19 protein-coding genes and 2 pseudogenes are annotated in these 18,452 nt (G+C 67.9%); 7 read left to right on the forward strand and 14 right to left on the reverse strand.

Features of this window, described 5'->3' with window-relative positions; translation table 11 throughout:
• Nucleotides 1-134: 134 nt before the first annotated feature.
• Nucleotides 135-443 (reverse strand): putative quinol monooxygenase, encoded by a 309-nt coding sequence (locus ACFYX0_RS42330; protein ID WP_388979789.1) that lies wholly within the window; start codon nucleotides 441-443, stop codon nucleotides 135-137.
• A gap of 419 nt (nucleotides 444-862) precedes the next feature.
• On the opposite strand from ACFYX0_RS42330, the pseudogene ACFYX0_RS42335 reads away from it, so the two are divergent.
• Nucleotides 863-1,292, forward strand: a pseudogene (locus tag ACFYX0_RS42335) (transposase family protein); the annotation flags it as partial.
• A 203-nt stretch (nucleotides 1,293-1,495) separates the two neighbouring features.
• On the opposite strand, the gene ACFYX0_RS42340 reads toward ACFYX0_RS42335, so the two are convergent.
• The 4 genes from ACFYX0_RS42340 to ACFYX0_RS42355 all read right to left on the reverse strand — a co-directional run bounded on the left by ACFYX0_RS42340 (nucleotide 1,496) and on the right by ACFYX0_RS42355 (nucleotide 4,994).
• The gene (locus ACFYX0_RS42340) at nucleotides 1,496-1,690 is read right to left on the reverse strand and encodes a hypothetical protein (RefSeq protein WP_351215051.1); all 195 of its coding nucleotides are present in this window, start codon (nucleotides 1,688-1,690) and stop codon (nucleotides 1,496-1,498) included.
• Between the two features lie 442 nt (nucleotides 1,691-2,132).
• Nucleotides 2,133-3,719: an SDR family oxidoreductase gene (locus tag ACFYX0_RS42345; RefSeq protein ID WP_388979792.1), complete on the reverse strand. Its 1,587-nt coding sequence runs from the start codon at nucleotides 3,717-3,719 to the stop codon at nucleotides 2,133-2,135.
• The gene (locus tag ACFYX0_RS42350) at nucleotides 3,650-4,270 is read right to left on the reverse strand and encodes a hypothetical protein (RefSeq protein ID WP_388979794.1); all 621 of its coding nucleotides are present in this window, start codon (nucleotides 4,268-4,270) and stop codon (nucleotides 3,650-3,652) included. The genes ACFYX0_RS42345 and ACFYX0_RS42350 overlap by 70 nt, the downstream gene beginning before the upstream one ends.
• Before the next feature lie 94 nt (nucleotides 4,271-4,364).
• On the reverse strand, nucleotides 4,365-4,994 hold the full coding sequence (locus ACFYX0_RS42355) for a cysteine hydrolase (RefSeq protein WP_388979796.1): 630 nt from the start codon (nucleotides 4,992-4,994) through the stop codon (nucleotides 4,365-4,367).
• Nucleotides 4,995-5,150: 156 nt separating this feature from the next.
• Here ACFYX0_RS42355 and ACFYX0_RS42360 point away from each other — a divergent pair, with 156 nt between their 5' ends.
• A complete protein-coding gene (locus ACFYX0_RS42360) occupies nucleotides 5,151-5,741 on the forward strand; it encodes a TetR/AcrR family transcriptional regulator (RefSeq protein WP_382018835.1) in 591 nt (196 codons plus the stop codon).
• A gap of 376 nt (nucleotides 5,742-6,117) precedes the next feature.
• The gene (locus ACFYX0_RS42365) at nucleotides 6,118-6,594 is read left to right on the forward strand and encodes a winged helix-turn-helix transcriptional regulator (RefSeq protein WP_388979798.1); all 477 of its coding nucleotides are present in this window, start codon (nucleotides 6,118-6,120) and stop codon (nucleotides 6,592-6,594) included.
• A gap of 197 nt (nucleotides 6,595-6,791) precedes the next feature.
• Here the strand turns inward: ACFYX0_RS42365 and ACFYX0_RS42370 are convergent, their stop codons facing one another.
• The 3 genes from ACFYX0_RS42370 to ACFYX0_RS42380 are packed head-to-tail and all read right to left on the reverse strand — an operon-like array spanning nucleotide 6,792 to nucleotide 9,661.
• Nucleotides 6,792-7,688 (reverse strand): bile acid:sodium symporter family protein, encoded by an 897-nt coding sequence (locus ACFYX0_RS42370; protein WP_388979801.1) that lies wholly within the window; start codon nucleotides 7,686-7,688, stop codon nucleotides 6,792-6,794.
• A 15-nt stretch (nucleotides 7,689-7,703) separates the two neighbouring features.
• On the reverse strand, nucleotides 7,704-8,468 hold the full coding sequence (locus ACFYX0_RS42375; protein WP_388979804.1) for an enoyl-CoA hydratase/isomerase family protein: 765 nt from the start codon (nucleotides 8,466-8,468) through the stop codon (nucleotides 7,704-7,706).
• A complete protein-coding gene (locus tag ACFYX0_RS42380) occupies nucleotides 8,465-9,661 on the reverse strand; it encodes a CaiB/BaiF CoA transferase family protein (RefSeq protein ID WP_388979807.1) in 1,197 nt (398 codons plus the stop codon). Before ACFYX0_RS42380 ends, ACFYX0_RS42375 begins: the two co-directional genes overlap by 4 nt.
• Nucleotides 9,662-9,759: 98 nt before the next feature.
• Here ACFYX0_RS42380 and ACFYX0_RS42385 point away from each other — a divergent pair, with 98 nt between their 5' ends.
• Nucleotides 9,760-10,554 (forward strand): IclR family transcriptional regulator, encoded by a 795-nt coding sequence (locus tag ACFYX0_RS42385; protein WP_388979810.1) that lies wholly within the window; start codon nucleotides 9,760-9,762, stop codon nucleotides 10,552-10,554.
• Here the strand turns inward: ACFYX0_RS42385 and ACFYX0_RS42390 are convergent.
• Nucleotides 10,437-10,970: a hypothetical protein gene (locus ACFYX0_RS42390; protein WP_388979831.1), complete on the reverse strand. Its 534-nt coding sequence runs from the start codon at nucleotides 10,968-10,970 to the stop codon at nucleotides 10,437-10,439. The genes ACFYX0_RS42385 and ACFYX0_RS42390 overlap by 118 nt on opposite strands.
• Nucleotides 10,871-11,266 carry a PAS domain-containing protein gene (locus ACFYX0_RS42395; protein ID WP_388979813.1) on the reverse strand — a complete coding sequence of 132 codons (396 nt, stop codon included), beginning with the start codon at nucleotides 11,264-11,266 and terminating at the stop codon, nucleotides 10,871-10,873. The genes ACFYX0_RS42390 and ACFYX0_RS42395 overlap by 100 nt, the downstream gene beginning before the upstream one ends.
• Nucleotides 11,267-12,129: 863 nt before the next feature.
• Between ACFYX0_RS42395 and ACFYX0_RS42400 the strand changes: the two genes are divergently transcribed.
• Nucleotides 12,130-13,110 carry a YhgE/Pip domain-containing protein gene (locus tag ACFYX0_RS42400; RefSeq protein WP_388979816.1) on the forward strand — a complete coding sequence of 327 codons (981 nt, stop codon included), beginning with the start codon at nucleotides 12,130-12,132 and terminating at the stop codon, nucleotides 13,108-13,110.
• Between the two features lie 48 nt (nucleotides 13,111-13,158).
• Nucleotides 13,159-13,857, forward strand: coding sequence for a hypothetical protein (locus ACFYX0_RS42405; protein ID WP_388979819.1), 699 nt, complete (start codon nucleotides 13,159-13,161; stop codon nucleotides 13,855-13,857).
• 62 nt (nucleotides 13,858-13,919) lie between these two features.
• On the opposite strand, the gene ACFYX0_RS42410 is transcribed toward ACFYX0_RS42405, so the two are convergent.
• The gene (locus ACFYX0_RS42410; RefSeq protein ID WP_388979821.1) at nucleotides 13,920-14,375 is read right to left on the reverse strand and encodes a helix-turn-helix transcriptional regulator; all 456 of its coding nucleotides are present in this window, start codon (nucleotides 14,373-14,375) and stop codon (nucleotides 13,920-13,922) included.
• Nucleotides 14,376-14,379: 4 nt separating this feature from the next.
• On the opposite strand from ACFYX0_RS42410, the pseudogene ACFYX0_RS42415 reads away from it, so the two are divergent.
• Nucleotides 14,380-14,727, forward strand: a pseudogene (locus ACFYX0_RS42415) (transposase); the annotation flags it as partial.
• Between the two features lie 219 nt (nucleotides 14,728-14,946).
• Here ACFYX0_RS42415 and ACFYX0_RS42420 read toward each other — a convergent pair.
• The 3 genes from ACFYX0_RS42420 to ACFYX0_RS42430 form a co-directional block, all read right to left on the reverse strand.
• The gene (locus tag ACFYX0_RS42420) at nucleotides 14,947-15,729 is read right to left on the reverse strand and encodes an alpha/beta hydrolase family protein (RefSeq protein WP_388979824.1); all 783 of its coding nucleotides are present in this window, start codon (nucleotides 15,727-15,729) and stop codon (nucleotides 14,947-14,949) included.
• A 65-nt stretch (nucleotides 15,730-15,794) separates the two neighbouring features.
• The gene (locus ACFYX0_RS42425; protein ID WP_388979825.1) at nucleotides 15,795-17,339 is read right to left on the reverse strand and encodes an FMN-binding glutamate synthase family protein; all 1,545 of its coding nucleotides are present in this window, start codon (nucleotides 17,337-17,339) and stop codon (nucleotides 15,795-15,797) included.
• 885 nt (nucleotides 17,340-18,224) lie between these two features.
• On the reverse strand, nucleotides 18,225-18,452 hold a 228-nt coding region (locus ACFYX0_RS42430; protein ID WP_388979828.1), incomplete at its 5' end, for a hypothetical protein.

Consider the following 18,452-nt stretch of genomic DNA (forward strand, 5'->3'; position numbering starts at 1 on the left):
TGCTGTCGCGAGGGTGTCCAAGTTGTGCGTCACAACATGATCTTGGACGCCCTCGTTTTCGTCTCTTCAGGCACCCCTTGGAATAGATCATCTAGTGCATCGACACGCTGCCGTGACGGCTCAGACGGCGGTCGCTAGGGGATCACGCCCTTGCCGGGGTCGCCGAGGGGGACGCTTTCCACCGGCCAGATCTCGCTGGGGGCGGTCAGTAGGGGTTTTGTCGCGTCCCTGATCCGCTGGAGATTCGAGCTGGCCAGGTGCGCCTGGAAGTTCTCGGGGGTGAGCCAGTGCTCGACGATGAAGACGTCCTTGCCATCGGTGTGGAGTGCGAAGAGCCGGCATCCCGGTTCCTGATGGACCAGTGGGGCGAGCTCGCGGTACACGTCAAGCACCTCTTGGGTCTTGCCCGGCGCGGGGATCAGGCGGGCGATGACGACGGGCATACGTGCACAACCTCCCGGGACGGTCTCCCGCGCCGTGAACGTGGGAGTCGGGGTGAAGCCGCACTCTCATGATGCACCGCACCGGCCGCCACGCCACCGGTGGCAGCACCGTAGCGCTCCACAGTTGTTGGCGCCGCCAGCAGCCTTGATCAGTTCTGCTGGAAGTGACGAGCCAGGTCTCCGATGCGGGCGTCTTCCCCGGCGCACCCCTGTGACCTGCGGTGACGTCTTCAAGCCTCTGTCGTCATCCGTAGCCTCTGTCGTCATCCGTCATCGCTGATCGGGCTGGGACGGCCCAGCGGCGGCCCGGGTGGCAGGTGTCACCGTCTCCGGGCCGCTCCCGAGGAGGTGCAAAGCCCCCGGACGGCCGGTGTCCTCGGCGGACGTAAGTGCCTCGAACTGCCGGTGGGAGGTGTTCATCGCACCAGCGTGGGCTGGTCGGCCTGGTCCACCTGCGCGGGCTCGACACCCTCGCGCAGACTGCCGCGGGCTTCGGCACATCGGCACGGCCCACGCTTACGTGACCGCGGTGATCAACCTGCTCGCCGACCGCGTGCCCGGCCTGCTGCGCGTCCTGCGCGAGGCCGACCCCGACCACGTTCTGCCCGACGGCGCCCTGGCGGAGTGGGACCGGGTGGGCGACGGCCCGGTCGAGCACTCCCACAAACAGCGCCGGCACCGCGTGAACGTGGAGCTCGTGACCGATCCGCACGGCCGACTGCGGTGGATCTCATCAGCACTGCCCGGTCGCGCGTGGCCTGTCCGCAGTCCGCACCCACCGGATCAATCCGGACCTGCGAGTGCCAGGGCGTTCCGGTCTTCGCCGACCGTGCCTACGTGGGACTCGGAGCCGTGCATGACGACACCCCCGTGCAGTCCAAATCGGATGTCGTCGATCTCCGCGGTCGGCCTCACCTTGGAGCGGCAGCGCTGAAAGAGCTCGGTGGTCAGGCTGGGGCAGCGATCACGCAGCAGTCCGTGGCACACCGTCAGGTGACAGGCGGACCGCAAGCCGTTGATCGGCTGACGGACACAGCCTGAGGAGCCTTGGTTCACAGGCCCAGGTCGACGGCCAGGCAGGAGAAGGACATCCACGATCCTTCGGGGTCGTAGGCATACCTGGCCGGGTCTTTCGACGTGGCCGCTTTCTCCTCGACCATGTCCTCGTAACGGATGCGCTCGGGCAACTTGCCGAACCTTGCGTGACGTGCCGCCGCAGCGCTGTCCAAGGTCTTCCGACTTCCCACAGTCAATCTCCGCTCAGTCGGCGGGGCGGGCCGTATCGCCCGGTGTCTCTGGATCACACTCTCTGCGTCACTTGTCAAACCCGTAACGCAACGGTGACTGGTCGGGACCGTGACGTGTCCCAACGGCCGCCGGACGGGGACCCCGCGTGCCAACCGGGCCGGCCCAGCGCAACATCCTGATCGAGGCGAGGCCCGGCAGTCGTAGCACACCCAAGGCTCCTGCGGACCGCAGCTGTTCGACACATGGAAGGCTGTGCCGAGCCGGGCGACCACCTCGCGTACATCGGGATGGATCGGTGCCCTTGCAGCCCACCGGTGACCATGCGTGTCGTGTGTCGTGCGGCAAGTGGCCGGGCGCTGCTGATGACGTGTTGTTGCAGGGATCGGCCGGCGAAGCCGCCGTGCGACGGGTGTCATAGGTCGCTCATGAGTGCGCCGTCCGTCACCGGGGCGAATACAGCGCGGCGATGTCGTTGGGCAGCGCGGACTTGATCCGGCGGCTGAATTCGTCGACGAGTACTTCCTCCCTGCCTTCGAGGAGTCCCTTGATCGCGGCTCGCGCGACTTCCTCGGGACTGATCTTGGGCTGGTCGATGCCGGCGGACAGGTCGGTGTCGACATACCCGACGTGCACTCCGAGCACGCGGGTGCTCTGCGGCCGCAGGGCCAGCCGCATGGCGTTGGACAGCGACCATTGCGCTGCCTTGCTCGCTGCATATCCGGGCGCCTGGTCCAGGGCCAGCCAGGATGCAGCGGACAGCATGTTGATGACGGCACCGCCGCCGTTGTGGGACAGCGCCGGAGCGAAGGCCTGGGTCACAGCCCAGGTGCCGAGGTAGTTGATCTCCATCTCGCGCCTGGCGTCGTCCAGTGACGCGGTGAGCACCGGCGCTGCGAGGGCGGTTCCGGCGTTGTTGACCAGGATCGAGAGGTCCCCGATCGCCTCGACCGCCGTGGCGATGGTGGCCGGGTCCGTGACGTCCAATTGGATCGGCACCACCCCGGGGTCGGTGATCAGTTCGGGGTGGCGTGCGGCGGCGTAGACCGTGGCGCCGTGCTCGGCGAGCTCTCGGGCGAACGCCTGGCCGATCCCGCGGTTGGCGCCCGTCACCAGGGCGGTCTTGCCGTGAATCTGCATGTCTATGTCCCATCCGTTCGGTGTCGCACGCGGGCCGAGGTCTGGCGTCGGCGGTAGCAATTCAAGCTGACTTGTATTATTAAAGTCAAGGGGGCTTCCCGCGGCCCGGCGAGGTGGTTGTCCAGCAGGAGCAGGCCGGCGTCCTTCGTCACGGGCTTCGGCCGCCCTTGCCGGCGGGGCGGGCGACGGTGCGACACACGGGCCCGTCGCTGCGGAGTTCTGCACCCCGGATGTGCGGCGTTGTTGCCTGACGGAATGGACCGCCAGGGACAGCGCTCCGACGGCGAGGAAGGCCATCCCCTCCCAGACCATCACCGTCCAGCCGTGAGCTCCGAAAAGCGCCAGGCCGACGCTGGAGCCGACCGCGCCGCTGGCGAACAAGGCGAACATGTAGACGGTGTTGAGCCTGGCACACAGGGCGGCGGGCCCGCTGAAGATCCGGGTCTGGTTGGCTATCTGCGCACTGGTGGTGCCGTAGCCCAGCAGGTTGCAACCGATCACGAGTGCCTCCACGGAGTCGCCGGCGAGCAAGAAGACGACGAAGGCGGTGCCGGCGGACGCGAGGGCGAGGGCGTTGACGGTGTCGGAGCCGTAGCGGTCGGTGAGCCGACCGGAGTAAGGGGCGGCCAGTGCGCCGGGCACGCTGCCGAGACCGAAAAGGCCGGCCGCGGCCGGTCCGAGCCCGAGGGGCTGCTGGGACAGATGGAAGGACAACGTCGCCCAGAACGCGGAGAAGGCAGCGAATCCTGCCGCGCCGAGGAGCACGGACAGGCGCAGGGAAGCATGCCGGACGATGAGCGGCGGCAGGGACGCCAGCAGTTTCAGGTATCCGATCCTGTCCTGGCGGCCGTCAGGGCTCTGTTCCGGCATGTACCGGGGCAGGACGAGCAAGAGCAGGGCGGTGACGGCCGCGGCGGCGAAGTACCCGGCGCGCCACGTCCCGGTCGCTTCGTGGAGGCGGTACGGGAGAGCAGTGCCCCCAGGGTCAACCCGGTACCGACGGCTCCCAGGGACCGGCCCGCCTGGCCGCTCGCGGCCATCGAGGAGACGGTCGGCATGATGAGCTGCGGGAGCACGGTGGTGACCGACAGAACGAAGGTCGCCGCACTCAGCGCCGCTATCGAGGGGGCCAGTGCTCCTGCGACCAGGGCCAGTGCTCCTGCGACCAGGGCCAGTGCGGTTATGGCGAGCAGAATCCGCGAGATCCTGCGCAGTCGTGCGAGGTCGGCGAGGGGGACGATTACGACGATGCCCAGCGCGTAGCCGATCTGCCCGGCCGTGGCGACGATGCCCGCCGCGGCGGAGGAGACGCCCAGCCCCTGCGCGATCCGCTCGAGAAGCGGCTGGGTGAAGTAGATGTTGGAGACGGTAACGGCGGTGGCGGCGGCGAAGACGGGAATGGTGCCCCGCTTCACGCCCGAGGTCGTGGACGGGGCGGTCATTGCGCCCCCTCGCGCCGCCAGGAGGGCGGGGCGGGTGTATCGGGAAGGCGCGGGGGATCGGCTGCATCGGGCCGTCGCCTGGTCGGCAGCAGGCTCACGGGCGTACGTCCTTGAACGCGGTGACGAGTTCTGCGGTGGTGACGATGGCATGGGCGTAGGTGGGGCCGGTCAGCTCGTGTGCGGCGTGCATTCGCTCGGGGGAGAGGGCCGCGGTGGCGTCCCGGACCAGCGTCGCGTGGTAGCCGAGCTCCATGGCGAAACGGGCCGTGGCCTCGACGCAGGTCTCCGCCAGCAGGCCGACGACCGCCACGTGGGTGATGCCGTGCTGCTTGAGCTGGAAGTCCAGGTCGGTGTTGGCGAACCCGCTCGAGCCCCAGTGCTCCGCGGCGACGTCCTCGCCCGGCCACGGCTGGAAATCGGGGTGGAACTCCCCGCCCCATGAGCCCCTGGCGAGTTGGTGCCCCTCCTGAATGTTGCGCTGCGAGCGGTTCGGATGGCCCCAGGTCTCGTAGTCGCCCGGCTGCCAGCGACGGTGCGGGACGAAGACCATGCGCACGCCGGTCTCGCGGGCGGAGTCGACCACGGAACGCAGGTCGTCCAGCAGGCCGACCTCCTTCGCCACGGGCTCCACTCGTGGCGAGGTCTTGCCGCCCTCGGAAAGGAAGTCGTTGTAGGGGTCGACTAGCAGAACGGCTGTGCGGCTGGGGTCGTAGGTCTCGGTCATGGCGTCTGTCTCCTCAAGTTTGGATGAACAACATCCAAAATCAGGATTACCCGCATCATCCTTGAACTCAAATGCCGACGGCTCGGCCACTGCATGTGTATGATGGTCGTCATCCACCTGTCGGCGGCATGCCGCCCCCTGAAAGGAAGACCTGACATGGGGCACTCTCAGAAGGAGAAGGCGGCGTCCCGCGAGCGGGTGCTGCGCATCGCAGCCCGCAAGATCCGCGCGGAAGGTGTCACGCGCCCCGGCATCGCGGAGCTGATGAAGGAGGCGGGGCTGACACACGGCGGCTTCTACAAACACTTCGCCTCCCGGGATGACCTGATCTCCCAGGCTGCGGCCGTAGCCCTGGCCGAGGGCTCGGCGAAAATGGAGAGAGCCGCGCGGAAGAACGAACGAGAGCCGAGGGCCGGTCTCATCGACGCCTACCTCGGGAAACGGCACCGTGACGCGCCGGCCACCGGCTGCGCCCTGGTCACGCTCGGCGCCGCCGCCGGACGCGGTGACCAGCACTTCAAAGAGGCCTACGAGAAACAGGTCCGCACCTACCTGGACCTGCTCGCCGGTCTCGGCGACGAATCCGAGGAAGCCCAGGCCGAGGCGATGCTCACCCTCAGCGCCCTGGTCGGCGCCACGCTCATGTCCAGGGCCGTGGCCGACAAGGACCTCTCCGACGAGCTGCTCGCGACAGTGGCCGGCCGACTCAAGAACGGTGGGTCACGGGCCTCGTCCGCTGCTGCCTGACGCGTGAGCCGGTGGGGCTTGCCCCGAGGTGCGGCGTCGGTGCCGCGCGCGTCACCGGCGTCGTTCCGCTCCGCCTACCCTCGTCCCTGCCGGGGCTCTCAAGTGCTGGGATGTCCCGTCGGTAACGGCAGCGGGCCGACCCCGGCACCGCGGGGGAGGTGGTCGCCCGCCGCGTGGGCCGTACCCGCTGTGCGGGTGAAGCCGGACCCGTCCTGTCCGCCGTCCTGACGCCATGCCGGTCACAGGCGAGCAGTGTGTTCCGGACGCTTGGCGCCCTCTGGATATGGATCTGATATCCAGGTATATAATTCGTGTACGCCATGCGGTCGCGTGGCATACGTGCGGATCCCGCAGAGATGTGGAAGGTGGGGTGGCAGTGCCATCGACGAGGAAGGTGTCCGGTCCCACGGACGATTCGCCGGCCTGCTCCATCGAGCGCAGCCTGCAGGTGCTTGGCGAACGTTGGACACTGCTGGTCCTGCGCGACATATTCGCGGGCAAGCACAGATTCGCCGAAATCCAGTCGTCCCTCGGCATCGCGCCGAACCTGCTCAGTGACAGGCTCAAGCTTCTCAGTGAGGCCGGCGTGTTGCGTACGCGGACGTACCAGGAGCCGGGCAGTCGGCATCGGCAGAGCTACCACCTGACTCCGGCCGGGCAGGAGCTGCAACTCGTGCTGGCCGCTCTGCAGCAGTGGGGTGACCACCACCGCCCTCGCCCGTCGGGACCCTCTTCTCTGCGGCGATTGCGTTCCACCGGTCAGGCCGTGCGGGTGGGGTTCCTCGGCGACGGCGGCCGCGAACTGCCCGCCGAGGACGTGACGTTCGTGATGAACACGGGTCCCGGGGCCTGATGGCGTAGGACTTCGTTGCCCAACTCCCCACGGTGACAAAGTGGTGATGGGAAGATCTGTATCGCGACCGCAGTACGGAGCCTCGTCCTGCAGTAGTTCGCGGTTACGGCCTGGAAGCGCTGAGGCGAGTGGCGGTGCCTGACGCAGGAGAACATCACCGCTGCTGCGGACCATATCTCCACGACCCTGCGCGGCCGTCAGGTGCTGCTCGCCGGTTCCATCACGGGGAGTGGACGGGTCCGCCGGGCGAGCAGGGAGGCTGCCACCGCCGCGGTGATAAATGCGACGAGGCTGTAGATCGCGGGTGTCACTGCGGCGGCCGGCATGTTCAGCAACGCGGGGCTCAGGGCGATGGTGACGGCGAGCGCACCGTTGTGGATGCCGATCTCCATTGACGAGGCGACGGCCTGGGGCCGCTCGACGCGGGTGAGGCGGGGAACCCAGTAGCCGATGACCAGGTTCAGGACGCTGAACGCCGCCGTGAGTGGAAGGACGAAGCCGAGGGACTGGCCCAGCCGACCGGCGTTCTGCAGGATCGTACCGACAATCACCACCGCCAGCACGATGAGCGCGACGATCCGTACCGTCTGGCTGAGCGTCCGCGCAAGGCCCGGGCGCAGGCGCCGCAGCGCCATCCCCAGGCCCACCGGCAGTACGACGGTGGCGATCAGCGTGACGACGCCCTGCGGTTGCAGTCCGATGGTGTGGGCGTGGCCGACGTAGTGGCGGGTCACGCCCCACATGACGAGCGGAAGTGTGACGACGGAGATCAGCGAGTTGACCGCGGTGAGGGTGATGTTCAGCGCGATGTCACCGCGGGCGAGGTGGCTGTAGAGGGCCGCGAGCGTTCCGCCGGGTGATGCGGCCAGGAGCAGCATCCCGACCGCGGTGTCGGGGTCGGCTCGGGTCAGAGCAAGCAGCGCCAGACAGAGCGCGGGCATCAGCACCAGCTGGCAGGCCAGTGCCGTGCCCACTGCACGCGGCGCACTGATCACGCGGACGAAGTCGGCCAAGGTGAGAGAAAGGCCCAGGCCGAGCATGATGACCGCCAGGGCGATCGGCAACAGCACGGTGGTCAGGACAGAGCTGTGCAACGTCACTCCTCGGGATCAGTGCCGGTGGTATTCGCCGACCGAGCGGGCGAAGAAGGCACGCAGTGCCTCCTTGTGGTCGTCCTTCGTGAACAACTCGGCCAGTTCGTCGATCTGTCGCCGGTGCGCCTGGTCCCGGCTCATCTCCGGAGCGTCGTTCGCGCAACGCTTGGTGGCCTCGACCGACAGGGGGGCGCGGGTCGCGATCCGTTCCGCCTTCGCCAGCGCTACGTGCATGAGCGCCTCGGGTGCGCACACCTCGGTGACCAGTCCCCAGGCCGCGGCTCGCTCGGCTCCGTAGCGCTCGCCGGTGAGGAGGATCTCCTTGGCCGGTCCGAGGCCCACTATCCTGGCGAGGCGCCAGAAGTTCGCCATGAGGCCGACATTGACCCCGGCCGCGACGAAGGTCGCCGCGCTCGACGCGACGCGGATGTCGCAGGCCAGGGCCAGCTCGAACCCGCCGCCGACGGCCGGTCCGTTGACCGCGGCGATCACCGGAGCGCGGAACCTCTCCAGGCCGTCGACGATCCGCTCGAAGTCCGCCACGAAGTCGGGCAGTTCGGTCCGGCTCATCCGTTGGTCCTGGACCAGGTCCGCGCCGGCGGTGAACGCACCCCCGGCCCCGGTGAGGACGACCGCACGAATCTCCGGCTCCTCCTCCAGCCGGTCGATGGCCGCTTTCAGGTGCGCCCGGCTTTCCCAGGTGAGAGTGTTGACGGGCGGGTTGCTGAGTGTGATCACCACAACGTGCGGTGTGTGGTGCCTCAGCTGGACTGCGCTCACTTCTCCTCCTTGGCCACGCCCGCGGCGAGCAGGGCCTCGATCTCGGACCGGCCGAAGCCGGCTTCGGTCAGCACGTCGGTCGTGTGCTCGCCCAGCAGCGGGGCCGGACGATCGATGACGGCCGGAGTGCGGGAGAACTTGACGGGCACGCCGATGTGCTTCACCGGCCCCGCCGCAGGGTGTTCGACCTCGACGAGCATCCGCCTGGCCCGGACCTGGGGGTCGGAATAGACCTGCTCGATGTCGTATACGGGCCCGGCGGGAATGCCGTAGGGCAGGAGGATGTCCATCCACTGCTCGGTGGTGTACTCCAGGAATTTCTTCTGCAGTTGCTCGGTCAGCGACGGGCGGTTGGTCATGCGGGACATCGGATCGGCAAACCGCGGATCCGTCCCCAGCCCCGGACACTCCAAAGCCTCCACGAGGCGTTCCCACATCCGCTGATTGGGTGTGCCGACGGTCAGCCACCCGTCGGCAGTCCGGAACGCCTCGTAGGGGGCCGCGAGCCGCATCTGCGAGCCGAGCGGGCCGGCTACTTGCCCGGTGGCGAACAGGACGGCGCTCTCCCACACCATCAGGGAGATACCGGCCTCCAGCAGGGATGTGTCCACGTACTGTCCCTCGCCGGTACGCAGGCGGTGGACATAGGCGGCGAGCACACCGTTGGCGGCCAGGACCCCCGCGGTGAGGTCACAGATCGGCACGCCCGCCTTGACCAGCGCGCCACCGGGCTCCCCGGTGACGCTCATGATCCCGGACATGCCCTGGGCGACGAGGTCGTACCCGCCCCGGCCGGCCAGTGGGCCGTCCTGGCCGAATCCCGAGATCGAGCAGTAGACCAGGGCGGAGTTCCGTGCGGCGAGGCTGGGATAGTCGCAGCCGAGGCGCTGCATGGCGCCCGGCCTGAAGTTCTCGACGAGGACGTCGACTCCTTCGCTGAGCCTGCGCAGCGCGGCGGCTCCCCGCTCGTCCCGCAAGTCCAGGGCGATCCCGCGCTTGTTCCGGTTCACCGCCATGTATGCCGGCGACTGGCCGCCGGGGAAGTCGGCTCCCCAGCCGCGCAGTTCGTCGCCCGCCGGACGCTCGACTTTGATCACGTCGGCGCCCATGTCGGCGAGGAGCGCCGCGCAGTAGGCACCAGCCATCACTTGGCTCACGTCCAGAACCCGCACGCCGTCGAGGGGGCCCGCCATCGCATCTCCTGAGAATTTCGCGCTTTGTGCCGCATCGTGGAACAGCTGTGCTACCATGCGGTGCAAACGCTAGGGGAGCGGTCAGGAGGCGTCAACAGATGCGCAGTGTTTTCACGACCTTCACCGTGCTCGAAGCGCTCGCCGAGGCCCAGCCGGTCGGTGTGGGCGCGCTGGCGCGGGAGCTGGATCTGCCCAAGAGCACCGTGCAGCGCAGCCTGACCACGCTGGCCGAGGTGGGGTGGATCCGCCCGCTGGACGGCAGCGGCCACACACGGTGGATACTGACGGCCAGGCCCCTGAAGCTGGCCGGACACGTACTGCGCCACGAGCGCATGCTCCGCGAGGCCGCAGCGCCCGCGATGGCGGATCTCGCCCGGCAGACCCGCGAAACGATCCACCTGACGATCGTGGACGGTGACAGCGTGATCCTTCTGGACAAGATCGACAGCACGCACACCGTCCGTAACGTCTCCTGGGTCGGCGGTCGCGCTCCCCTCCACGCGTCGGCCTCCGGACTGGCGATCCTTGCCCACCTTCCGGCAGACGCGATCACCCGCCACCCGCTGACCCCGTACACCGCGCAGACCGTGACGGACGCCGAGGCGCTGCGTGCCACTCTCGCCACGGTCCGCAAGCGCGGTTACGCCATCAACACCGGGATGTGGCGCGACGACGTGAGCGCCGTCGCTGCGGCGATCCTGGATCCGACCGGGGCGCCGGCCGCCTCCCTCAGCATCTCCGTGCCGACCTACCGGCTCTCCGACGAACTCCGCGATCAGTACGGCGTCCTGGTCCGCGACGCCGCCGCGCGCGTGATGTCCCTGTGGGACGGGCAGGATCCCGCAAACAGTCCCATGGCCGAACGGGAAGGCTCGGCCAGCGTCTGGGCGTAAGGCGTCGAGAACGGCAGGGCGCGCACGTCGCCCAGCGGATGTGCGTGAATCTGCTCCGTGCTGCTGCTATGGCCGAAGGCGGCACGGCGCAACGGCACCTCCGGTCCCAGAGAATGCGGGGGAGGGGCCTCGCCACGTACGACGGCGTCCACCACTTCCACCACGGCGATGTCGGCGAGGTCCGGCACCACGGCCTGCACCAGTTCCTCGCAGGTGGCCACCACATCCAGGGTCCGTCCCACGTGCTCGCGCACCGAGCTGAGGAGTCGCATGCGGGCGCGCGCCTTTTCGCGTTCGGTGACATCGAGCATCTCCGTCAGCAGCACCCAGATCCTGCCCTCAGCGTCCTCCAGCCGAGCTGCTGAGAGGGAGACGAGGTACTCCGGCCCCGGTGCGCCCTTCGGACGCAACCCCACGAGCCGCTCCCGTGCGGGGCGCCGTTCTCCAGCACGCTGTACAGCATCGCCTCCACCTCATCGGGTGCGGAAAGGTCATACATGTCAGTGACGTGTCGGCCCACGATCTGTTCGGTGGGCGCCTCGTGCAGAACCGGCCTGGTGAGGTTGATCCGCAGGATGCGCAGCTCCGTGTCCAAGATCAGCAGCCCGGTAGGGGACTGGCAGAACAGAGCCTCCAGCACCGCAGCACCCTCGCCCGGCGAGACGGCTTCGCTTTGCGCCACGGCAACCCACCTCCACCATCCAGCCTGCACCTGGCTGCTGTGTGGCGCTCCCCGTTGCGGCCTCGGCGTGCTGTTGTCGAGCGCTCTGGCTCACCACCGTCATGGGCGGCGGCGCGTTGCAGGATCAATGCGCCCAGCTCGCCGTACCGGTCGCGCCCCGGCCGGCCCGGCGCGGCGCCGGAGACATCACCGCCGTAGACCACGCCCTTCTCGCCCACCTGGCACTCCTCGGTGGCACGACAGGCGCCCGTCCGGCCGGAGACCACGAGGCGCGGGAGCGTGGAGTCCGGCGTGGTGGAGACCTCTGCGACGACGTGGCGTCAGGTCTGCAGTCCGACCCAGACGTCGGGCGTGCCGACGCCCGTGGAGCGGCCGTACGGGTCGAGCGTGTTTCGGGCGGGCGGATCAGGGCGCGTCCGACGGCGGGCAGGTCGGCGAGCGGCACCTTGGCCCGGCAGGTGATGGCGACGGGCCAGCCTCCGAGGGCGGGCGAAGTCGAACGGAAACGCCGAACCGGGTCAGTTGCTCGACGCCGCGTTCGACGGTGGGCGGGTCGGTGGACAGGGCCTGACGGGAGGCGCGGCCGTCGACTGCCGGAGAACACCGTGGCGGACCGCTCCGCGCACCCTCGACTACGAATTCCTGTAGGCCGAGCCGACGAATCGGGCACCGTCCCACGTCATCATCGAAATCCGGGCCCCATCCGTATCGAGTCGCTGCGCGGCATTGGCGCAGACGGTCCGCATTCGGAAGGCGTGCACACCGCGCGCGGCACATCCGCACAGGATCGGCTCGCACGGACGTCGCTCAGGCCGCGCCGTAAACCCAGCCGCAGACCGTCAACCAGGGCCTGTCCGCAGCTCCACCCGGAACCCGAAAGGCATCCGACACCCATGACGATGAATGTTCCCGGTGTGCCGAAGGCCACCGCCCGGTACCTGCTACGCCGACCGAACCTCTGGTTCTTCCCGACGCTCGTCATGATCGCGGTCAGCGTGGTGGTGTCGCTGTCCTACATCGGAGGCATCATCAACCCCACGGGCAACCTCCACCACCTCCCGATCGCGATCGTCGACGAGGACCAGGCGGTGCACGTCGACGGCCGGAAGGTGCACCTCGGTCCGCAGATCGTCCGGGGCATCACGACCGCGTCGGATTCCCGTCAACGCGTGGAATGGCAGACGCAGAGTCTGCGCGAGGCAGAAGCCGAGATGGACAAAGACGCAGTCTACGGCGCCTTGATCATTCCAGCTGATTTCAGCAGCGGCGTCCTGTCCTTGACCGGCCCCGTCGCGCCCCATGGGATGGCTCCGCGGCAGCCGAGTGTCCACCTGCTCGCAAACCCCCGTTCCGGCAGCGTGGCCACCTCCTCGGTTCAAGCCGTCGGAGAGCGAACGACCCACACCGTGTCGAGTCGTATCGCCGCGACGCTGGCTGCGCACGTGGAGCCCGCGCACCACACGAGCCGCCGGGCGATCCCGACCGCCGAGAAGATATTGCTGGCTGACCCCGTCACGTTGCACACGAGCGAGCATCGCCCTCTCGGCAACCATTCCGGATTCGGCCTCAGCGCTTTTTACGTCAGCCTCGTCCTCACTCTTGGTGCCTATCTGGGTGCGGGTGTCGTCAGCAGCTCGGTCGATTTCGCTCTGGGATATCAGTCAGCCGAGCGCGGACGTCGCTGGTCCAGCAATCTGCCGGCCCCGATCACCCGCACCCAAACACTGGTGGCCAAGACCGTCATGTCGGTCGTCCTGTCACCGGTCACCGCGACAGTAATTTTGCTCACGTGTGAATTCACCCTTCATATGGATACACCCCACTTCGGTCTCTATGGATCTATTCCGTATGCGCCTCGATCGCCGTCGGGGTGACAGCTCAGACCATCATCGCTGGTCGGAGGACTCGGGTCGCTGGTGGGTATGCTCTTCTTCGTCGCTTTGGCGGTGCCCTCGTCCGGGGGGAGCTTCCCCCTCCAGACCGTTCCCAGCCCCTACCGGTGGCTTGCCGGGCTCGAACCCATGCGGCAGATCGACGACGGCGTTCGCGCAATCCTCTACTTCGGCGCCCGAGGCGATGCCGGCCTGACGCGTGGCTGGATCATGATCGCCGTGGGGTGTTTCGTCGGCCTGGCCCTGGGACTGATCGTCGCGTGGATCCGTGATCACGGCGGTCACCAGCGGCTCACGAGCCACCAGATCACCGCCGCACATGCACACTTCCGCTCCACGGTCTCCCTCGCGGCCACACCCGGCGGTACGCAGCACGAATCCGGTGGAAAGCCCGCTCCCAGAGCCGCTGCGCCCGACCGGCGCAACGCCACCGAGTCGACCGCTCCCTCGCCGGCAGCACCCCGCGTCTTCGGTCGAGTACGGAACTCTTACGGAGACGTTGTGTCCCTGGCCGCCATCACCCTTCTCTCGCTGAATGGGAGCCAACTGGGCCGGATCGGCACGCAATCCGATGGCTCTTACGAAATTGATGCGCCGGCATCCGGAGCCTGCCTCCTTCTTGCCACGGCGGACGACCACCAGCCCCACGCCGCCATCGTTCAGATCGGCGACAGGTCGCGATGCCACGACGTCGTACTGAGCGGACTGAGCGGGACGGTTCCGGCATGACGAGCGGTGGTCCGGCGCCTCCGCCGTTTCGCCCGGTCAGAGGGGGCGGGGCTCGCCCGACGTCACTTGCCATCTTCGGAGCCGGGGGGCCAGGACGTGGGGCTCAGAATTCCGAGGACATACGCCTTGGCGACCAGTGCGGTCCTGTTCGGCACTTTCAGCAGGCGGCACATCCGGGAGAGATGGTAGTTGACGCCGTCCGCCGTGAGGCCGACCGCCCGGGCGATCAACGCGGAGGTGGCTCCGGACGCGACCAACGCCAGGATGCGTTCTTCTTTCGGTGACAACTCCTGCACCAGATTTGGTTCTGCCCCGTGCGCCATCGGGTCGACGTGCAGGAACACCATGAGCAGCGTCGGAGTGATGACTTCGTCGCTGACCGGTTCCACGGTGAGTTGGCCGGTTCTCGTCACGCACACGGCGTCCCACTCGACTCGAATCGGGTAGCGGAAACGGCGCCCGAATCGAAGCCCCTCCGAGATCTTGAGCAGTGACTCCTCGTCCGGGGAGACCAGCATGCACCGCGCCTGGCGCCTGAAGGAAGCCCTGCGCGCCGTATTTACCCTCGCCCGCACCCGGCCCCGGGCCGCCCTGAAAGCCCTGGACCGCTGGATCAGCTGGGCCCGCCGCTGCCGCATCGACACCTTCGTCGACCTGCAGCGCAGGATCCGCCGGCACTACGACGCCATCCGCGCCGCCCTGACCACCGGCATGTCCAACGGACTGATCGAGTCCACCAACACCAAGACCCGACTGATCATCCGCCGCGGCTTCGGCTTCCACTCCGCCGAAGCCATCATCGCCCTCGTCATGCTCACCCTCGCCGGAGACAAGCCCACCCTCCCCGGCCGCCAACCCGCCACAGAATGACCCACACATCAGGCAGGAGAGCCGGATTTCACCTAGGACGTGCCTTGTCTTGCTGCGGGTTGGAAGCCTAGAGAACTCCCATCCTCGCAGGTCACAAGGCACGTCCTCTCCATGGGGGCACCGTCAGCCGGTCACCGATCGATGGAGCCAGGCTCAGGGACACTCACTCCCACCGCCCAGTCGACCGAACACATCACGAATTGATGCTCAGTAGCCACCTCACATGTCTTTTCCTCCGGGCCGTGACCTGTGGATGTACTGGTCGGCCCAGGCGCTGATGATGTGGGCGGCTCGCTGTGCTTGTCCTGGTGCGGTCAGGAGATGGTCCGCTCCTTCGAGGGAGACGAAGCTTCGGGGGTGTCGTGCCTCCCAGAAGATCTCACTGGCGTTGGCGATGTCGACGGTGTTGTCGGTGGGCGAATGCAGGACGAGCAGCGGCATGTGCAACTCGTGTATCCGCTCACGCAGGCGAGCGTGGCGGACGTCGTCGACGAAGGCACGCTTGAGGACCAGGGTCCTCCCGCCGACGAACCACTCGTGCGACCCGTCACTGAGAACGCGTTCCACGACCGCGTCGTACTGTTTCTCGACGTGGCTGGGGTCGGCCGGTGCCCCGATGGTGGCGACGGCGCGGACGCCGGTTGCCTCGGCCGCTGCGGCGATGGCTGCGGCGCCTCCCCACGAGTGCCCCACCAGCAGGTCTGCCGGAGTCCCTCGCTCCGCCATGAGAGTTGCTGCTCGGACGGTGTCCTGGACTTTGATGGTGAAGGAGCCGTCCCCCCAGTCGCCGTCGGAGTCTCCGATCCCGAGGTTGTCGTAGCGCAGCATCCCGATCCCCTCGCGTGCCAACTGCTTGCTGACACGCGAGGCGGCCGGCGAGTTCTTGCCGAGTGTGAATCCGTGGACGAAGATCCCCCAGCCCCGGATCTCGCCTTCTGGCAGGTCGATCGACCCGGCAAGCTCGGGGCCGACGACGCTGTTGAATCTCACTTCTTCGGTCATGTTGTGATCACCTCGGCACGGACCGATTCGTGGGGTAGGGGCAGGGGGGTGGGTTGGTCCACGCTTCAGAGGGCCGGCCTCGGGGCGGTGGTCGGGTTGGTGGTGAGCAGTGCTGTGATCTCGTCGGCGAGGTGCGGGCCGAGCTGTCCCCAGCCGTCCTTGTAACCGTAGACGCCGGCCAGCGTGCGGGCCTCGTAGTCGCCGTTCATGATCTCGATGTCGTTGGCTGTGATGAGTGCCGGGTGGGCGACGCCGACGGCCCCCGAAACCTTGATCAGCTCCTTGCGCAGGGTGCGCAGGTAGACGGCGGCCCGGGTGGCCTTCGAGGCCGGGTCGAGGCCGCGGGCCAGCCATGGGTTCTGGGTGGCGATGCCGGTGGGACACGTGTCGGTGTGGCACTTCTGCGACTGGATGCAGCCGATGGACAGCATCGCCTCACGGGCCACGTTGATCATGTCGGCACCCAGAGCGAAGGCGACCGCGGCGTTCTCGGGCAGGCCGAGCTTGCCGGAACCGATGAAGGTCAGCTCGTCGGTCAGCCCCAGCTCGGCGAAGGTGCCGTAGACCCGGGAGAAGCCCATTCGGAACGGCAGCGACACCGAGTCGGTGAAGATCAGCGGCGCCGCCCCGGTGCCGCCCTCGCCGCCGTCGACGGTCACGAAGTCGACACCACGGTCACCACGCGCCATGAGCGTGGCCAGCTCCTGCCAGAAGTCCATCTCTCCCACCGCGCTCTTGACCCCGACCGGCAGACCGGTCTCGGTGGCGAGCAGCTCGACGAAGTCGAGCATCGAGTCGACGTCGCTGAACGCGGTGTGCCGCGACGGGGAGGCGCAGTCCTTGCCGACCGGGATGCCGCGGATCCGGGCGATCTCGGGGGTCACCTTCGCGCCCGGCAGCATCCCGCCCAGCCCTGGCTTGGCGCCCTGGGAGAGCTTGATCTCTATCGCCCTGACGGGGGCGTCGGCGACCACGTCCTTGAGCTTGGCGAGGTTGAAACTGCCGTCGTCGTTGCGGCAGCCGAAGTACGCCGTCCCGATCTGAAGGACGAGGTCGCCGCCGCTGCGGTGGTACGGCGAGAGGCCGCCTTCGCCCGTGTTGTGCATCGTGCCCGCCAGTGCCGCCCCCTTGTTCAGGGCCGTGATCGCCGCGCCGGAGAGCGATCCGAAGCTCATCGCCGAGACGTTCACCACGCTCGCCGGCCGGAACGCCTTGGCGCGCCCGCGGGGCCCGCCCAGCACCTTGGCCGAGGGCAGCGGCGCCTGCGGGTCGTGCGCGTCGGGCAGAGCGCCGGCGAACGTGCGCTGCTTCACGTAGGCGTGCCCCTGCACGTGCTCGACGTCGACCTCGGTCCCGAACCCGAAGTAGTTGTTCTCCTCCTTCGCCGACGCGTAGATCCAGCTGCGCTGGTCACGGCTGAAGGGGCGCTCCTCCTCGTTGGAGGTCACGACGTACTGCCGCAGCTCCGGCCCGATCGACTCCAACAGGTACCGGGCGTGCCCGATCACCGGGAAGTTCCGCAGCAGTGCGTGCTTCTTCTGGATGAGGTCGCGGGCAGCCAGGACTGCCAACGCTGTTGCGGCGGCTGCGCCGATCCTCCGGGCGTGCATGAACGTTCCTCCTGGATGCACGACTCCATCGCCATGCGGTGGAGTCGTTGTGTCGTGTCGGGCGTTGGACGGCGGGCACACGACGAAGCGGGCATCAGCGTCCGTTGAAGAATGCGAATGATGTCGAGGGGCCGTTTGGACAGGCTTGTGGTCAGTGGGCTGGTCCGGGTTCGGCTTCGCGCCGGTGGGAGGGGATGGGACCGTGGGCTGTGGGACTCTGGGGCCAAGTGGGTTCACCGTGAGCACAGGACGGCGACGCGGGCCCGAGATCCGCACCAGGCACAGGCTGCCGGTTGCCGACGCACGGGCGACGTCACCTGAGCGTGCACCGGGCGATACTCAGCGGCGGGTGCCCTCACCTGTGCGGTCCGAGTGTGTGTGTGGATGCTGCGGCGCTAGTCGTTTACGAAGCGCCGATGACCGAGTTCGCCGGAGTGGATGAACATCGCAAACTGATCATCGATCAAAGGGGTCGAATTTCAGCAGTTGGTCTTCCGCCCAGGGGGCGAAGTGGCCACTCGCCACCCGGTACGTGCCAGTGTGACCGTGTCCGTCGTCACACAGGCTGCCGTAGTCCTGGGTGTCGCTGTCATGGAGCCGGTGACCGTACCCATCCACGGGTCGTAATGTATGCCGTGCAGGCCGATGGCCTTCGCGTCCGCGGTCAGGACGGCCAGGGCGGGGTGGGCCGGCTGTCCTGCGAAGTGGCCGCAGTCGCGGAGTCACCGGCGGCGAGGAGAGCGCCTCCGGCGAGTGCTGCAGAAACGCTTGCGGTCGCGATACACGCCATGAGTTTCTCCATGATCTTTCCTCCTTGCGCTGTCAGCCGATCGTGCCTGCTGACGGCGGACGCCACGTCGTCTTGGCCCTGGCAAAGCTACGCGCTCACGCATAGTCCAACAATAAACTTGTTGCGTGAAGTAAATCACCCGAATGGCCCGGAATGCATAGGGGGTGATAAACCATGTCGATTTTCGAGTGACCCACTTCTCCGGCTCTACCTCTGATCTTGGCCAGCGCTCCGCCCTTCAGGGCGGGGGTGAAGGCCATCCTTGGGTCGGAGGCGCGGAGCGCCGGAGTGCTCTGCGCCTCCGGGGTGACGGTCAGACGGGG

The organism is Streptomyces sp. NPDC002573, assembly GCF_042889625.1.
Taxonomy (GTDB): domain Bacteria; phylum Actinomycetota; class Actinomycetes; order Streptomycetales; family Streptomycetaceae; genus Streptomyces; species Streptomyces gibsoniae.

What these genes read in the sequence shown, in the direction of transcription:
- ACFYX0_RS42330 (WP_388979789.1), bottom strand. Translation starts at nt 443, where the DNA reads ATGCCCGTCGTCATCGCCCGCCTGATCCCCGCGCCGGGCAAGACCCAA.
- ACFYX0_RS42350 (WP_388979794.1), bottom strand. Translation starts at nt 4,270, where the DNA reads ATGACCGCCCCGTCCACGACCTCGGGCGTGAAGCGGGGCACCATTCCC.
- ACFYX0_RS42355 (WP_388979796.1), bottom strand. Translation starts at nt 4,994, where the DNA reads ATGACCGAGACCTACGACCCCAGCCGCACAGCCGTTCTGCTAGTCGAC.
- ACFYX0_RS42360 (WP_382018835.1), top strand. Translation starts at nt 5,151, where the DNA reads ATGGGGCACTCTCAGAAGGAGAAGGCGGCGTCCCGCGAGCGGGTGCTG.
- ACFYX0_RS42380 (WP_388979807.1), bottom strand. Translation starts at nt 9,661, where the DNA reads ATGGCGGGCCCCCTCGACGGCGTGCGGGTTCTGGACGTGAGCCAAGTG.
- ACFYX0_RS42385 (WP_388979810.1), top strand. Translation starts at nt 9,760, where the DNA reads ATGCGCAGTGTTTTCACGACCTTCACCGTGCTCGAAGCGCTCGCCGAG.
- ACFYX0_RS42400 (WP_388979816.1), top strand. Translation starts at nt 12,130, where the DNA reads ATGACGATGAATGTTCCCGGTGTGCCGAAGGCCACCGCCCGGTACCTG.
- ACFYX0_RS42405 (WP_388979819.1), top strand. Translation starts at nt 13,159, where the DNA reads ATGCTCTTCTTCGTCGCTTTGGCGGTGCCCTCGTCCGGGGGGAGCTTC.
- ACFYX0_RS42410 (WP_388979821.1), bottom strand. Translation starts at nt 14,375, where the DNA reads ATGCTGGTCTCCCCGGACGAGGAGTCACTGCTCAAGATCTCGGAGGGG.
- ACFYX0_RS42420 (WP_388979824.1), bottom strand. Translation starts at nt 15,729, where the DNA reads ATGACCGAAGAAGTGAGATTCAACAGCGTCGTCGGCCCCGAGCTTGCC.
- ACFYX0_RS42425 (WP_388979825.1), bottom strand. Translation starts at nt 17,339, where the DNA reads ATGCACGCCCGGAGGATCGGCGCAGCCGCCGCAACAGCGTTGGCAGTC.